Source organism: Streptomyces echinoruber, assembly GCF_014651135.1.
GTDB lineage: Bacteria > Actinomycetota > Actinomycetes > Streptomycetales > Streptomycetaceae > Streptomyces > Streptomyces echinoruber.
This window is the reverse complement of sequence record NZ_BMWH01000019.1, coordinates 1-14,606: the sequence shown is the minus strand read 5'-3', so window position 1 is coordinate 14,606 and position 14,606 is coordinate 1. Positions and strand designations below refer to the sequence as shown.

Here is a 14,606-nt window from a genome sequence, read left to right as displayed (position 1 = left end):
CGGCGGCCGGCCGGTGACCGGCCGGGAGCACGGGAGTGGACTCCCGGCCGGGACCGACGGATGGGACTCCCCGGGTAAGGAAGGGAATCGGTGCGTTCGGCCGAGGGCGCGCCAAGGCACCTTTCCCCGCCGGGGGTGCTACCGGCTTTCGCCGAAGGATGGGACCGGCTTTCGCCGGAGGTCGATCCGGTCTCCGGCAGAAGCGGAACCGGTTTCTGCCGGACGGCGGCGTGTCTCCCCGCGGACGGATCCGCGACGGACCCGCGCGGGAGGGGCCGGGATGCGCGGCCGGCCGGGACCGGCCGGGGTGGTGCGGTGGATCCGGCGCCACGGACCCGGGAAGCCGTTGTAGACCTGTTGCTCCGTCAACGTCAAGACTGCAGTGGGAAGTTGGTGGTCATCAGGGTCCTTCGGGGCGCGCGGCGCATCGGCATCACACCATCGTCACGCTTTCCTTACACGTCTCTTGACCCCGGAATGTAACCGCCGGTAACTTCCTCGGCGGGCGCGGTGATGACACGTGCACCACCGAGCACCGTGAAAGCCCTTGCAGCCGCCGGGAGTTGCGAGGGAGTCGTACGTCGCCGCCGCTGTCCGCGCCAGGACACGTGCCGCAGCAGCCGAATCCGCAGCACTGCCGAGGAGAGCAGACATGGCCTCGTCCCTGGATGTGACGTCACCCGACGACCGGCCCGCCCACACCCCCGGACACCCCGAGGGCAATACCGCCGAAGGAGGCGAGAGACGCGGCCGGGTGCGGCTGCGCCGGGCCGCCGTGCTCGCGGTGCCGGCCACCGTCGCCCTGGCGGGGCTGGCCGTCCTGACCGCGCAGGGCGCGCTGGGCGTGCAGTTCGCGATCTCCGGCATGCCGTTCACGGTCACCGCCACCGAGCTGGACGGCACCGGTTTCGAGCAGTTCGGCGACCTCGACCACATGATCGACGACAGCCCGAACGCCGGGGACACCGGCGGCCAGGTCCTGATCGTCACTTCCGCGATCAAGAACGCGACGCTCACCAAGCTGTGCCAGAGCGTCGACCTCGGCGGCACCAACCTGCTCATCACGGCGGGCGCCGGCAAGGACAAGGTCACCGCGAGCGACCTGACCACCGACTCCACCCAACTGAGCGGCGACGCCTCCTTCAACAACATCGAGATCGGCAACGACGCGAGCACCCTCACCAAGGCCGGGGTCAAGGGCAAGCCGGGCATCTTCAGCCAGCAGGCGGACACCGTGCACATCGACAACCTGCGGCAGACCAACTACGCCACCACCGCGGGCGTGTTCCGGCTGCCGGGCCTGAAGCTCCGGTTCAGCGACTCGGGGTGCTGAGGCCATGCGGACCGAAGGGCGCGGCACCTTCCGAGGCTGGCGGGGCCGCCGGCCGTTCTGGGGCGGGCTGCTGCTCACCCTGGGCGGGGCGGAGGTCCTGCTGACCGAGAAGGCGTCGCTCAAGGTCGTCCTGCACATCGGCATGCAGGGCCTGGCCGGTTACCTGCTGCCCACCCTGATGGTGGTGTGCGGCCTGCTGACCCTCTTCAATCCCGCCCAGCGCCTCTTCTACGCCATCACCGGGCTGCTGCTGTCCCTGGGCACCTGGCTCACCTCCAACCTCGGCGGCTTCTTCCTCGGTCTCCTGCTCGGCGTGGCCGGCAGTTGCCTCGCCTTCGGCTGGCTGCCGGACCAGGAACCGCGCCGCCGACGGCGCGGGCTGCGCGGGCTGCGCAGGCGGGCGCGCCCGGCGGGGGCCGACACCGTGACCGCGACCGTGACTTCGGCCGCGGCTCCCCTCGCGGCTCCGGCCACGGCTCCCGCCGCGGCTCCGCCCGCTCCCGTCGCGGAGAGTTGAGCGGAGAGCTGAGCACGGGCACGCGGGGACACCGAGCCGCCAGGAGCCCAAGAGGCCAAGAGCCAGGAGTCCAAGAGGCCAAGAGCCCAAGAGGCCAAGAGCCAGGAGTCCAGAAGTCGGCAATCCAGGAGTCCAGGAGTCGGGGGCCGGCAACCGGCGCCGGAGCCCGACGAGAGGGACGAACCGTGAAAAACCTCCCCCGAACAGGTGACTTGGGAACTTCTTTGCCGACGCCGGGAGTTCATCGGACGTCCGGTCGGCGTGCGCGCGGCCGGACGGGAACGTCCTGTGCGATCAGTGAATGAAGGAGCGGCACGCTCATGGTGTTCAAACGACTGCTGGGAGCGCTCGGTGTGGGCGGCCCCGCGGTGGACACGGTCCTGGACCCCGGCCCGGTGCTGCCCGGCGGCACGCTGTCCGGGCGGGTGCACCTCAGGGGCGGCGGCTCGGACGTGGAGGTCGAGCACCTGGGCCTGGAACTGATCGCCCGGGTGGAGGCCGAGTACGACGAGGGCGAGAGCACGGGCACGGTCGCCTTCGAACGGTTCACCGTCGGCGGCGGCTTCCGGCTCGCCGCGGAGGAGGAGCGGTCGGTGCCGTTCCAGGTGGCCGTCCCGTGGGAGACGCCGGTCACCGAGCTGCACGGCCGGCAGCTGGGCGTCGTGCTCGGCGTGCGCACCGAGCTGGCGGTGGCCGGCGCCCGCGACAAGGGCGACCTCGACCCGCTCGCCGTCCGTCCGCTGCCCGTGCAGGAGGCGGTGCTGGACGCCTTCGGCCGGCTCGGCTTCGGCTTCCGCTCGGCCGACCTGGAACTCGGCCGGATCGGCGGCACGGGCCAACGGCTGCCGTTCTACCAGGAGATCGAGCTGATCCCGCCCGCGCAGTACGCGCACGCGGTCCACGAGATCGAGCTGACCTTCCTCGCCACGCCCGAAGCCGTCGAGGTCGTCCTGGAGGCCGACCGCCGCGGCGGCCCGTTCACCGCCGGCCACGACGCCCTCAGTCGCTTCACCGTGCGGCACGAGGACGTCTCCACCGTGGACTGGGCCGCGGAGGTCGACGGCTGGGTCCGCCGCCTCGCCGAGCACCGCGAGGCCTACGCGACCGAGGCGGCGTACCTCTCCGACGCGTACCACTCCCCCGGTTCCGGCGCCGGGACGGCGCTCGCCGCGGGCGCGGCCGGTCTGGCAGCCGGTGTGGTCGGCGGGCTGGTGGCGGCCGAAGTCGTGGACGAGATCGGTGACTTCTTCGAGGGGGAGGACGAGGGAGGCGACGACTGAGGGACCGGCCCCCTCCGGAGGAAGACCGGGCGGGAGCCGCCACGGGTGCGCCGTGGCGGCTCCCGGCCGAACTCCCGGCGACCCGCCGCCCGCAGGAGATGCCTCCGCGCGTCGGCCGCACCGGGCTCGGCCATGCCCCGCATGCCCTACCTGATGTCGAGGCGGATCACCTGGTTCTTGACGAGGTTCCGCTGCGAGAAGACCCGGGTGAACTGCTTGGTGGGCTTCCGGCGCTCCTTGCACGTGACCTGCACCGTGAGGTGGAACTTCCGGTGGAGCGGGACGTCCAGTTCGGCGGGCCCGTACCGGGCCCTGCGGTTGGGCCGCTGGATGGTGCCGACCGTCACGTCGTCCACGCCGCTGTCCAGCCTCACCCTGGTGGGGACGGACCTGCTGTGCGGAAACGCCTGCTTGCAGGTCACTGTGCCGAAGTACTTCACGGGCCCGACTCTGGGCTCGACCGACCAGGCCGGATGGGCCGTCAGCAGGCCCCCAGTGAGCACCGCGGCGAGGATCGGGGCCGCGGCGGTGAGGGTGGGGGACTTGCGGGGGGTGCGTGTGGACATGGAATCACCTGCCAAAGGGCGTGTGAGGGGTGCTGCACGGACCGGTCCTTGACGCCGGCTGAACGGGCGTGAGTCGCAGAACGCTGTGGAAAGGACCGTCCGTGAACGGGTCCGGGGTCCGCTGCCACGCCTTCACCGGCTGTCCCGGCAGCCCCCGGGCTTTCACCCACCACGTTCCTACACCGCCTGCCACGCTGCAACCGGAGCCCGGCGGTCGCCAACTCACTGCCCGGGCAGGAGAGAAGGAAAGGGCAGGTCTCCGCCTCGCCGGTGCCCAGCCGCCAGAGACCCCACCGGCCCGGTTTCAGAGGCCGCGAAGCCGGCGCGCGGACGGCCTGGTGTCTCCCACGCGGCCGGTGGACCAGCTCCTCATGAGCCGTACGACGTCCACCACGGCCGTGTTCCGGCCGGCGCACGGCGAACGCCCCCGCGCCGCGCGGGCCCGCCTCCCCCGCGCCCGGACGCCCGTAGCCCGGCGCCCACGCGCCCCACAGACGCCACGAAATTTGCGGTGACCCGCATGAACAGCCGCACGCTGGCGCCCACGCGCCCCGCAGACGGCCACCTCACGCCCCCGCAAGCCCAGCCTCACATCCCCGCAGACGGGGCCACCTCACGCCCCGCGGGCCCCGCTCCCCGCGGCCGCCCGGACCCTGTGTTTCACACCACGCGAACCCCCCATCACGGCGCGTGACCATCACAATGCGGCAGCATCACCTCACAGGAAGTCGCCGGTCCCTTGACTACCGGCAGTCACACACGGTTGGCTCCAGCACAACAAGAGCCGGTCAGCCGGTATGTCCACCGCTGCTCGGCCGTGCTCTCCCCTCCTGCTCCGCGCACAGCGAGGTGCCGCCCCGCCATGATCGTGTCCCTTCCGTCGTCCCCGCCCCCTCCGGCGTCCGCCCGGCATCGCCGTGTCCTCGGGATGCTGTCCGCCGTGGCCGCCGTCTGCCTGCTCACAGCCGGCTGCACGGACTCCGGTGGTACGGCCGCCCGTGCGGACGCCGCCGCCGGGTCCGGCGGCAGCCGGATGAAGGTCGCCCTGATCGCCCACGGGGCGAAGGGGGACGCGTTCTGGGAGTTGGTGAAGAAGGGCGCCCAGGCGGCCGCCGCGAAGGACGGCATCGACCTGACGTTCGCCGGCGACCCCGACGCGGCCGGGCAGGCGGAGCTGGTGCGCGACGCGGTCCGGGACGGGGTCGACGGTCTTGCGGTGACCCTGGCCAAGCCGGCCGCGATGAAGGCGCCCGTCGCCCGGGCCCGGGCCGCCGGCATCCCCGTGGTCGGCCTCAACTCCGGTATCGACGCCTGGCGTTCGGAGGGGGCCCTGGAGTACTTCGGTCAGGACGAGAGCGTCGCCGGCCGGGCCGTCGGCGACAAGCTCGACGCCCTGAAGGCCACCCACGCCCTGTGCGTCATCCACGAGCGCGGCAACGTCGCCCTGGAGGCCCGCTGCGCCGGGGTGAAGAAGGCCTTCGGCGGCCGGACCGACCTGCTGTACGTGGACGGCACCGACCCGGACGCCGTCACCGACGCCGTGACCGCCCGGCTGCGCCAGGACCCGAGCATCGACGAAGTCGTCACCAACGGCGCCCAGTTCGCGCTCACCGCCGTCAAGTCGGTGAAGGCGGCGGGCAGCAGGGCGCACGTCGCCACCTTCGACCTCAACAGCGACCTGGTGAAGGCGGTGCGCGCCGGGGACGTGCAGTTCGCCGTGGACCAGCAGCCCTATCTGCAGGGCTATTTGGCGGTGGACGCGCTGTGGCTGTACCGGACCAACGGCAACATCAGCGGCGGCGGGGTCGCACCGGTGCTGACCGGTCCCGCGTTCGTCACCCGCACCAACGTCTCCTCCGTCGCGGCGTTCGCCGCGAAGGGGACGCGCTGACCGGTGGGTCCCGCACCGCCACGGATTCCCCCACCCGGGGCACGTGCGGTCACTTGTGCGGATAACATCCTGGGCACCCCCTGTGCCGTACCGGGATCCGCGGTCACCCCGCGCCCGGCACCCGCCGTCCTCACTCCGGCGCCCCGCACCTCCCCCCGCCGTCCTCACCCGCGTCCCCCGCCCCGCGTACCCGCCCCGTCGCCCCGCCCTTCCACCCGCCGACCACCCCCCTCACCGACCGCCCTAGGACGACGATGTCTCCACGGACAGGTGCCCGGAGCCGTCCCGGCTCCCTCCGTCTCTCCCTGATCCTGCTGGCGCTGGTGCCCAGCGTCACGCTCGCCGCGATGTGGGGCGTGACGACGACGCAGATGTTCACCGAGGGGCTGCGCCTGCGTTCCCAGACCGGGCTGAGCCGGTCGACCGGCGCGATGGGCACCGAGGCGGCGCTGGCGCTGCAGCAGGAACGCACCCTGTCGGCGGCGTGGCTGGCCTCGCCGCACGGCTCGCGGGCCGCGCTGGACGCACAGCGCAGGAGGACGGACGCGGCGGTCGCGAAGCTGGCCGGCCGGTCCGACGCGATCCGCCGGGCGCCGTCGCGCATCAAGGACCGGATGTACTCGGTCGTCGCCGCCGCCGGCAGCCTGGAGTACTACCGCGACCAGGTCGACAGGCCCACCGACATCACCCCCCAGCAGGCGCTCGACCAGTACACGTCGATCATCGACGACCAGATCCACGCCTTCCAGGAGCTCTCTCAGGTCGACGACGGCGACCTCACCTCGCGGGCCGGTCCGCTGGTGGCCCTGGAGCACGCCGCCGAACTGGTCTCGCAGGAGAACGCCCAGCTCACCCTGGCCTGGCCGGACGGGCGGCTGGACCGGGAGGCGTGGAACCGGTTCGCGGAGCTGGTCGACGCCCGGCGCTGGCTGGTCCAGGACCAGATCATGCCCTCGCTGACCGGCAGCCTGAAGACACGGGCCGAGCGCATCCTGCAGAGCCCCGCCTGGCGGACCCTGGAGGACGTCGAGGAGCAGGTGCTGCAGGCCCCGGCGCAGGGCCGTACCGTGGGCCACGGCGACAAGCGGCACATACGGCTGCCGGACGCCGAGGCACGGTGGAAGGCAGCGCTGGGGGAACTCTCCGCCGCATACCGGAGTCTGATCCGGCAGCAGACGGACGCCCTGCTCGACCGCAGCGCCGCCAGGGCCCGCCACCTGCTGCTCACCGCCGGCTCGCTGAGCGCCGGCGGCCTGGTCGCGCTGCTGGTGTGCGTGGGCATGTCCTGGCGGATCACCCGCTCGCTGTCCCGGCGGCTGGGCGGCCTGCGCCGGGCCACCCTGGCCCTGGCCCAGGAGCGGCTGCCCGAGGTGGTGGCGCGGCTGGAGCGGGGCGAGAAGGTCGACGTGGAGTCCGCGACCCCGCCGCTGGACTACGGCCGCGACGAACTCGGCCAGGTGGCGCAGGCGTTCAACACCGCTCAGCGCACCGCCGTGCACACCGCCGTGGAACTCGCCGACACCCGGCGCGGCTTCCGGAAGGTCATCCTGGGCATCGCCCGGCAGAGCCAGAACCTGGTCAATCTGCAGCTGAGCAAGCTGGACCGGCTGGAACGCGAGCACACCGACCCGGACGTGCTCCAGGGCCTGTACGAACTGGACTCCGTCGCCAGCCAGTTGCGCCGCTACGAGGAGAACCTCGTGATCATCAGTGGCGAGCGGCCCGGCCGCACCTGGAGCGAACCGGTCGCCCTCGTCGACATCCTGCACAGCGCCGTCGGCGAGGTCGCCGAGTACCAGCGGGTGGAGGTGCACACCGACGAGGAGGTGTGCCTGGCGCCGCCCGCGGTCGCGGACGTGATCCACCTGCTGGCCGAGCTCATCGACAACGCCACCGTCTACTCCCCCGCGCCCAGCCCAGTCTCGGTGCGCGCCTCCATGGTCGCCAAGGGCCTGGCCGTCGAGGTCGAGGACCGGGGCCTGGGCATGTCCGAGGAGGAGTACGCCGCCCTCAACGCGCAACTGGCGGTGGCGCCGCAGTTCGACGTGGTGGCGCTCGCCGACGACCTGCGCCTGGGCATGTTCGTCGTCGCCCGGCTCGCCCACCGGCACGGCATCAGTGTCACCCTGCGGCCCTCGCCGTACGGCGGTACGACGGCGATCGTGCTCGTCCCGCACGACGTGGTGGTGTCCGCCGAGGACGGGACGCCCGCCGCGGACGGGGCGAGCGCCACGGACGGGGCGGGCGCGGGGCGTCCCGAGTCCACCCGCCGGGCGCCCCGGCGGCCCGCCGACCCCGTACGGCCGCCCGTCGCCGACGCGGCACGGTCCCCCGCCGGCGACAGGGGGACGGAGAGGGCCCCGGCCGGGGACAGAAACGCGGCCGGGGACGGCCGGGAGGCGGTCGGCGACGCGGAGGCCGACGGCCCCGCCCGCTCCGCGGGCACCGACGCCGGGTCCGGCTCCCGCTCCCGATCCCGCGGAGGCGCCCCGTCCGCCGCCCCGTCCGGCGGGCTCGCCCCGCTGCCCCGCCGGGTGCCGCAGACCAGCCTCGCCGCCGAACTGCGCGAGGAGCCGGCGCCCGCGCCGGAGGACGAGGACGCCGACGACTTCACCGCCCAGCGCGCGGCCTCCTCCCTCGCCGGCTTCCAGCGCGGCACGCGCCAGGCCCGCGACGCCACGGATGCCACGAATGCCCCGGACGCCGGGCACGACGCGGACGACGCCCACGGCACGTACGACGCCTTCGGTCCGGGCGGCCCGTACGATCCGCACGCCCCGCACGCCCCGCGCGACCCGTCCGGCGCGGATCACAGGGATCACATGGATCATCCCGAAGCCACTGACGCCGAAGCCACCGACGACGCCGACGGCGCTGACGATTCCGAGGGCTCAAAAGACTCCGAGGGCTCCGAGGACTCGGAGAACCCGGACGGCTCGGACGACGTGACCGGCACCGGCGGGCCCCGGGTCCCGCAGGACGACGGCCAGGACCCGGTCCGCTCCCGCGGCCCCGAAGACGCCCACGTCCCGGACCGCCGCCCCGGTGCACGCGTGGCCACCGCAGACGCATTTTCCGCAGGGCGCCCGGGGCCGCAGGTCCCCGCTCCGCCCTCCGACCGCCCCCGCTCCTGAAGGAACCGCCATGACACGCCCCACCCCCGCCACCCACACCCGGCTCGACCAGTTGCTCACCGGACTGGTGGACCGGGTCGCCGAGGTCAACCACGCCGTGGTGCTCTCCGACGACGGTCTGGTCGTCAGCAAGTCCACCGGCTTCCCGCGCGAGGACGCCGAGCGGCTGGCGGCGACCGCGTCCGGTCTGATGAGCCTCAGCAAGGGCGTCAGCATGGACTTCCGCGGCGGCCCGGTGCGGCAGGCGCTGATCGAGATGGCCCGCGGCTACCTGATCCTCACCTCCGCCGGTCCCGGCGCCCACCTGGTCGTGCTCACCGGTCCGGGCGCGGACGTCGGCGTGGTGGCGTACCAGATGAACCTGCTGGTGAAGAAGATCGGCGAACACCTCAGCGCGGCACCGCGGTTCGGCGGCCCGGCCGCGCCCGCCGGCCCCGGCGCGTGACGTGGGCGGAGGCGACGCGGCGGGCCGCCTGGTGCGCCCGTTCACGCTGACGGGGGGCCGGACCCGGCCCAGCCGCGCCGACTTCACCCTGATCACCACGGTGACCGCGGTGGATCCGCCGCCCGCCCGGGCGCCGCGGCCGCAGCCGGAGCAGGCGCGGATCCTGCGGCGCTGCGCGCAGCCCGTCACCGTCGCGGAGCTCGCCGCCCTCCTCGACCTGCCGGTCAGCGTGGTGGTGATCCTGCTGTGCGATCTGCTGGAGGCGGGCCGGATCCACGTCCGGCCGCCGCGCCCCGTCTCCGGTCCCCCGGACCTGGAGCTGCTGCAGAAAGTGAGGGACGGACTTGGCCGCCTCTGACGCCGCCGTGCCGCCGGTGCCCGACGTGTCCCCGGCCCCCGACACGGTCAAGATCCTCGTCGCCGGGGGGTTCGGGGTCGGCAAGACCACCCTGGTCGGGTCGGTCAGCGAGATCGTCCCGCTGCGCACCGAGGAACCGCTGACCGCGGCCGGGCTGGACGTCGACGACCTCGACGGCATCGAGGAGAAGCGGGCCACCACCGTGGCCATGGACTTCGGCCGCATCACGATCGCCGACGACCTGGTGCTGTACCTGTTCGGCACGCCCGGGCAGCAGCGGTTCTGGTTCATGTGGAACGACCTGGCCGTCGGCGCGCTCGGCGCGGTGGTGCTCATCGACGTGCGGCGGCCGCGGTCGAGCTTCGCCGCGATCGACTTCTTCGAGCGCCGGGGCATCCCGTTCGTGGTCGCCGCCAACGGCTTCCACGGGCACAACCCCTATCCGCCGGAGGACATCCGGGAGGCGCTGACCCTTCCGCGGGAGACGCCGGTGCTGCTGTGCGACGCCCGGGACCGCGCGTCCTGCCGCGATGTGCTGCTGGCCCTGCTGGACCGGCTGATCGCCACCGCCAAGGCCGGGTGACCGCCACCGCCGAAGCCGGCTGATCGCCACCGCGGGATCTTCACCGGGCGCGTGCCGGGCCCTCCCCGACCTTCTCGGCCTCCCCGACCTTCCCGGCCTCCCCGACCTTCCCGGCCTCCCCGACCTTCCCGGCCCGGGAGGGCTCCCTGGCCTTCTCGGCTTCCCGGCCCGGAAGTTCTCCTCGGCGAAAGCCCGTGGCGCGCGGGCCGGCCGTCCCGGTCCCGCGCCGGCTCAGGTCAGGCCGGCCGACTTCAGCCACGCCCGGGCGACGTCCAGCGGGTCCTTGTGCCGGAGCTGCACCTGGGCGCCGAGTTCCCGCAGGGCCGCGGTGTCCAGCCGGGCCGAGACGGCGTTGAGCGCGTCCACGCCCTTCTGCGGGAGCTTGCCCTTGGCGACGAGGGGCTGGACGTTCTGGAATCCGAAGAGGTTCTTCGGGTCCTTCAGGACGACGAACTTCTCCTTGGTGAGGGTGGGGTCGGTGGTGAAGACGTCCGCGACCTGCACGGTGTTCTTCCGCAGCGCCGACTGGGTCAGCGGGCCGCCCGCGTCCAGCGCCTTGAAGGACTTGAACCGCAGGCCGTAGACCGACTTCAGTCCCTTCAGGCCCTGCTGCCGGGTCTGGAACTCCGGGGAGCCGCCGATGACCAGGTCCTTCGCGACGCCCTTCAGGTCGGCGATGCCGGACTCGGCGGTGAGGTGGTACTTCTTCGCCGTCTGCGCGTTGACGGTGACGGAGTCCTTGTCCTGGGCGGGCGAGGGCCGCAGCAGCGTCAGGTTCTTGTCCAGTTCGGCGTTGATGGCGGCCGTGGTCTCCTCGACCGTCCTCGGCGCGGCCTTCGGGTCGAGGTAGGCCAGCAGGGCGCCGTTGTACTCGGGCAGCACGGTGACGGAGCCGTTCTTCAGCATGCGGTACGTCGTCTCGCGGCTGCCGATGTTGTGCCGGTAGGAGACCTTGACGCCCTTGGCCTTCAGCGCCTCGCCGTAGAGGTCGGCGAGCAGGATGCTCTCGCTGAAGTTGTTGGAGCCGACGACGACGGTGCCGTCGCCCGCCTTGCCGCCGGTCAGCGGGTCGTCGCCGGAGCCGCCGGAGGAGCATCCGGCGACGAGGGCCGCCACGGCGGCGAGGACGGCGGCGGACGTGCTGCGCGGTCGCGTGCTGGACCTGGTGGTGCTCTTCACGATCGACGTCACGGTTCCCGTTTCCGGCCGGAGGCATGGACCCCCTGATCCAATCCGGCGCGTTCACGGTCAGTCAAGAGCAGCCGGGCCGACCGACACACGCCCGACACACGGCCGGGCCGGTACGTCTGCCGGGGCGTCAGGTGCCGCGCCGCACCCCGGGCGAGACCGCGAGCCGCTCCACCGCCCAGAACACCGCGAGCGTGGCCAGGGCGAGGAGGGCGACCAGCGTGGCGCCGCCGACGACCTTCTCGTAGTCGCGCTGGTAGAGCCCGTCGACGATGTAGCGGCCGAGGCCGCCGAGGCTGACGTAGGCGGCGACGGTGGCGGTGGAGACGATCTGTACGGCGGCCGAGCGCAGGCCGCTCAGCACCAGCGGCAGCGCCACCGGCAGCTCGACCCGGAACAGGATGCGCGCCTCGCCCATGCCCATGCCGCGCGCCGCGTCCACCGGGGAGGGGTCGACGGAGCGCACCGCCTCATAGGTGGTGACCAGGATCGGCGGCACCGCCAGCACCACCAGCGGGATCATCACCGGCAGCAGGCCGAGCCCGAGCAGCACGAACGTCAGCACCAGCAGGCCGAAGGTGGGCAGCGCGCGGGCGGCGGTGGCCAGCAGGGCCAGCACGGTGCCGCCGCGCCCGGTGTGACCGGTGAGCAGGCCGACGGGCAGGCCGACGGCGGCGGCGACGCCGAGCGCCAGCAGCGAGTAGCCGACGTGCTCCAGCAGGCGGTGCGGGATGCCGTCGTAGCCGTGCCAGTGGGCGCCGTCGCCGAAGAAGGCGCCGACGAAGTGCAGGACGTTCACCGGGCGGCCTCCCCCAGCACGTGCGCGGCCGGATCGGGCCGCCCGGCCGCTGCCGGGGCCGTGCGGCCGCCGCGCGGCATCCACGGCGTGAGCAGGCGGCGTACGCCGACGAGCGCGGCGTCGACCAGGACGGCGAGCACGGCGGTGGTGACGACGGAGTTCACGGCGAGGGCGGGCCGGTGGTAGAACATCGCGTCCGCCAGCAGGTTGCCGAGGGCGCCGTTGTTGCCGATCAGCGCGCCGACGCTGACCAGCGAGATGCTGGAGACGGCGGCGACGCGCAGTCCGGCCAGGATGGCGGGCACCGCGATCGGCAGCTGCACCTGCAGGTAGCGCCGCACCGGTCCCAGGCCCATCGCGGTGGCCGCGGCCAGCGTCTCCCGCGGTACGGCCCGCACGCCGTCGACGATCGCCGGGACGAGCACGACGAGGCTGTAGAGGGCGAGCGGGATCATCACGGTGAGTTCGCTCTGCCCGGTGTAGTCGATGAGGACGACGAAGAGCGCCAGCGACGGGATGGCGTACAGCACGGTGGTCAGGCCCAGCACCGGCGGGTACAGCCGGCGGAAGCGCACGCACACCTGGGCGACGGGCAGGGCGGCCAGCAGCCCGGCGAGGACCGGCAGCAGCGCCTCGCGCAGGTGCAGGCCGACGAGGCCGAGCCAGCTGTGCTGGAGGTCGCTGGGGATGTCGAAGAAGCCGTTCACGCGCGGGCCTCCACGTCGGTGCGGGCCTCGCTGTCGGTGCTGCCCCCGGTGTCGGTGCGGCCCTCGGCGTGGGCGGCGCGGATCGCCTCGGCGATGGCCTGCTGGGAGACGACCCCGACCGCCCGCCCGGCGCCGTCCACGGCGACCGCCCAGCCGGTGGGCGAGAGCACGGCCCCGTCGAGCGCGGCCCGCAGCGACTCCCGGCCGTGTTCGAATGGCCTCCCGTACGGCAGCAGCCCCGCGGGGTCGATCCGCCCCGCGGCCAGCTCGTGCGGCTCGCCCCAGCCCAGGGGCCTGCCCTCGGCGTCGGTGACCAGGAGGTACGGCAGCTCCTCGGTGCCGCGGGCGGCGATGTGCCCGGCACCGGCGTCGACCGGGACGATCGGCGCGGTCTCCAACTCCAGCCCGCCGGAGGGGAAGAAGGACAGCCGGCGGATGCCGCGGTCGGTACCGAGGAAGTCCTCCACGAACGCGTCGGCCGGCGCGGACAGCAGTTCGGCGGGCGGCGCGAACTGCGCGAGCCGCCCGCCGGTGCGCAGCACGGCGACCTTGGTGCCCAGTTTGACCGCCTCGTCGATGTCGTGCGTGACGAAGACGATGGTCTTGCCCAACTCGTCCTGGATGCGCAGCAGTTCGTCCTGCAGCCCCTTGCGCACCACCGGGTCGACGGCGGAGAACGGCTCGTCCATCAGCAGCACCGGCGGATCCGCGGCCAGGGCCCGGGCCACGCCGACCCGCTGCTGCTGGCCGCCGGAGAGCTGGTAGGGGTAGCGCCGGGCGAGCGAGGCGTCGAGCCCCACCCGCTCCATCAACTCCCGTGCCCGTTCCCGGGCCTTGTGCTTGCCCCAGCCGAGCAGCCGCGGCACGGTCGCGATGTTGTCGACGATCGTGCGGTGCTGGAAGAGGCCGGCGTTCTGGATGACGTATCCCATGGAGCGGCGCAGGGCGGTGACCGGCTGTTCCCGGATGTCCTCGCCGTCGAGGAGGATCCGGCCCTCGGTCGGCTCCACCATGCGGTTGATCATCCGCAGGGTTGTCGTCTTCCCGCAGCCCGAGGGCCCGACGAGGACGGTGATCGAACGGTCCGGTATCTCCAGCGACAGTCCGTCGACCGCCACCGTGCCGTCCGGGTACCGCTTGGTGACTGACTCAATCCGTATCAAAACGCCGACATCCTCCGGGTCTTGGCCATCGGTGCCCGCGGCGGTCCCGGTCGCGCGGGGCGTTGCCGGGAGAGTCTAGACCGGACGGGTGACACACCCGGGGACGCCGAAGGACACGCCGGACGGGGAAGGGCCGGGGCGAGCACCCGAGCAGCACACGTGATGGGGACGCGCCGGCCCGTCCGCGGCCCTTCCCGTTGGCCGTAATCTCCCACACCGCACCCCGCCCCGCCCGCCGGAGCACCCGGACGACGGTCCACCGTCCGGCGCACCGGCCGTCCGGGACACGGAGTGCCCACCCGGGACACGGAGTGCCGCGGGCGCGGCCCCGGCGCCCGCCTCCGCGAACGGCGGCGGCATATGGGCGGCAGCCGGGGCGGGCGCGCCCCTTCGGGGCGCCCGCCCCGGACGGCGCCTCCCACCGGGACGGCGCCTCCCACCGGGACGGCGCCTCGCCCATCCGGTGCGGCCGCACCGGGCAGCGCGTCGCCGGGCGGCGCACGCGCCCCTCCCGGCCGGCCCCGCCGTCGAACGGCACACACGGTTCAGGCCGGCCGGACCCGCCGCTGAACGCCACCCCGGGCCCACGCCCGCCGGCCCCTCCGGCGCGGGCCGACCGGCCGTACGTCACCCGCGGGCGGG

General features: G+C 73.6%; 13 protein-coding genes. 8 read left to right on the top strand and 5 right to left on the bottom strand.

Annotated elements, in window-relative coordinates; all coding sequences use genetic code 11:
- Positions 1–652 precede the first annotated feature (652 nt).
- The 3 genes from IE225_RS20995 (at position 653) to IE225_RS20985 (ending at position 3,130) form a co-directional block, all read left to right on the top strand.
- Positions 653–1,333, top strand: coding sequence for a DUF6230 family protein (locus tag IE225_RS20995; protein WP_190059134.1), 681 nt, complete (start codon positions 653–655; stop codon positions 1,331–1,333).
- 4 nt (positions 1,334–1,337) lie between these two features.
- Complete coding sequence (locus IE225_RS20990; RefSeq protein ID WP_190059133.1) at positions 1,338–1,850, top strand: DUF6114 domain-containing protein; 513 nt, start codon at positions 1,338–1,340, stop codon at positions 1,848–1,850.
- A 320-nt stretch (positions 1,851–2,170) separates the two neighbouring features.
- Complete coding sequence (locus tag IE225_RS20985) at positions 2,171–3,130, top strand: sporulation protein (protein WP_190059132.1); 960 nt, start codon at positions 2,171–2,173, stop codon at positions 3,128–3,130.
- A gap of 146 nt (positions 3,131–3,276) precedes the next feature.
- Here IE225_RS20985 and IE225_RS20980 read toward each other — a convergent pair whose 3' ends face one another.
- The gene (locus tag IE225_RS20980; RefSeq protein WP_190059131.1) at positions 3,277–3,696 is read right to left on the bottom strand and encodes a hypothetical protein; all 420 of its coding nucleotides are present in this window, start codon (positions 3,694–3,696) and stop codon (positions 3,277–3,279) included.
- A gap of 862 nt (positions 3,697–4,558) precedes the next feature.
- On the opposite strand from IE225_RS20980, the gene IE225_RS20975 reads away from it, so the two are divergent.
- The 5 genes from IE225_RS20975 to IE225_RS20955 all read left to right on the top strand — a co-directional run bounded on the left by IE225_RS20975 (position 4,559) and on the right by IE225_RS20955 (position 10,107).
- Positions 4,559–5,587: a substrate-binding domain-containing protein gene (locus IE225_RS20975; protein ID WP_444545068.1), complete on the top strand. Its 1,029-nt coding sequence runs from the start codon at positions 4,559–4,561 to the stop codon at positions 5,585–5,587.
- Between the two features lie 254 nt (positions 5,588–5,841).
- On the top strand, positions 5,842–8,721 hold the full coding sequence (locus IE225_RS20970) for a nitrate- and nitrite sensing domain-containing protein (protein ID WP_190059130.1): 2,880 nt from the start codon (positions 5,842–5,844) through the stop codon (positions 8,719–8,721).
- A 10-nt stretch (positions 8,722–8,731) separates the two neighbouring features.
- Positions 8,732–9,166, top strand: coding sequence for a roadblock/LC7 domain-containing protein (locus IE225_RS20965; RefSeq protein ID WP_190059129.1), 435 nt, complete (start codon positions 8,732–8,734; stop codon positions 9,164–9,166).
- Between the two features lies 1 nt (position 9,167).
- Positions 9,168–9,524 carry a DUF742 domain-containing protein gene (locus IE225_RS20960; RefSeq protein WP_190059128.1) on the top strand — a complete coding sequence of 119 codons (357 nt, stop codon included), beginning with the start codon at positions 9,168–9,170 and terminating at the stop codon, positions 9,522–9,524.
- The gene (locus IE225_RS20955; RefSeq protein WP_229879848.1) at positions 9,511–10,107 is read left to right on the top strand and encodes a GTP-binding protein; all 597 of its coding nucleotides are present in this window, start codon (positions 9,511–9,513) and stop codon (positions 10,105–10,107) included. Before IE225_RS20960 ends, IE225_RS20955 begins: the two co-directional genes overlap by 14 nt.
- A 231-nt stretch (positions 10,108–10,338) precedes the next feature.
- Here the strand turns inward: IE225_RS20955 and IE225_RS20950 are convergent, their stop codons facing one another.
- The 4 genes from IE225_RS20950 to IE225_RS20935 all read right to left on the bottom strand — a co-directional run bounded on the left by IE225_RS20950 (position 10,339) and on the right by IE225_RS20935 (position 13,964).
- On the bottom strand, positions 10,339–11,298 hold the full coding sequence (locus tag IE225_RS20950; RefSeq protein ID WP_190059127.1) for an ABC transporter substrate-binding protein: 960 nt from the start codon (positions 11,296–11,298) through the stop codon (positions 10,339–10,341).
- Between the two features lie 127 nt (positions 11,299–11,425).
- Complete coding sequence (locus IE225_RS20945) at positions 11,426–12,094, bottom strand: ABC transporter permease (protein WP_190059126.1); 669 nt, start codon at positions 12,092–12,094, stop codon at positions 11,426–11,428.
- Positions 12,091–12,801: an ABC transporter permease gene (locus IE225_RS20940; RefSeq protein ID WP_190059125.1), complete on the bottom strand. Its 711-nt coding sequence runs from the start codon at positions 12,799–12,801 to the stop codon at positions 12,091–12,093. Before IE225_RS20940 ends, IE225_RS20945 begins: the two co-directional genes overlap by 4 nt.
- The gene (locus tag IE225_RS20935) at positions 12,798–13,964 is read right to left on the bottom strand and encodes an ABC transporter ATP-binding protein (RefSeq protein ID WP_190059124.1); all 1,167 of its coding nucleotides are present in this window, start codon (positions 13,962–13,964) and stop codon (positions 12,798–12,800) included. Before IE225_RS20935 ends, IE225_RS20940 begins: the two co-directional genes overlap by 4 nt.
- Between the last annotated feature and the right edge of the window lie 642 nt (positions 13,965–14,606).

What these genes read in the sequence shown, in the direction of transcription:
- IE225_RS20975 (WP_444545068.1), top strand. Translation starts at nt 4,559, where the DNA reads ATGATCGTGTCCCTTCCGTCGTCCCCGCCCCCTCCGGCGTCCGCCCGG.
- IE225_RS20995 (WP_190059134.1), top strand. Translation starts at nt 653, where the DNA reads ATGGCCTCGTCCCTGGATGTGACGTCACCCGACGACCGGCCCGCCCAC.
- IE225_RS20970 (WP_190059130.1), top strand. Translation starts at nt 5,842, where the DNA reads ATGTCTCCACGGACAGGTGCCCGGAGCCGTCCCGGCTCCCTCCGTCTC.
- IE225_RS20965 (WP_190059129.1), top strand. Translation starts at nt 8,732, where the DNA reads ATGACACGCCCCACCCCCGCCACCCACACCCGGCTCGACCAGTTGCTC.
- IE225_RS20985 (WP_190059132.1), top strand. Translation starts at nt 2,171, where the DNA reads ATGGTGTTCAAACGACTGCTGGGAGCGCTCGGTGTGGGCGGCCCCGCG.
- IE225_RS20990 (WP_190059133.1), top strand. Translation starts at nt 1,338, where the DNA reads ATGCGGACCGAAGGGCGCGGCACCTTCCGAGGCTGGCGGGGCCGCCGG.
- IE225_RS20980 (WP_190059131.1), bottom strand. Translation starts at nt 3,696, where the DNA reads ATGTCCACACGCACCCCCCGCAAGTCCCCCACCCTCACCGCCGCGGCC.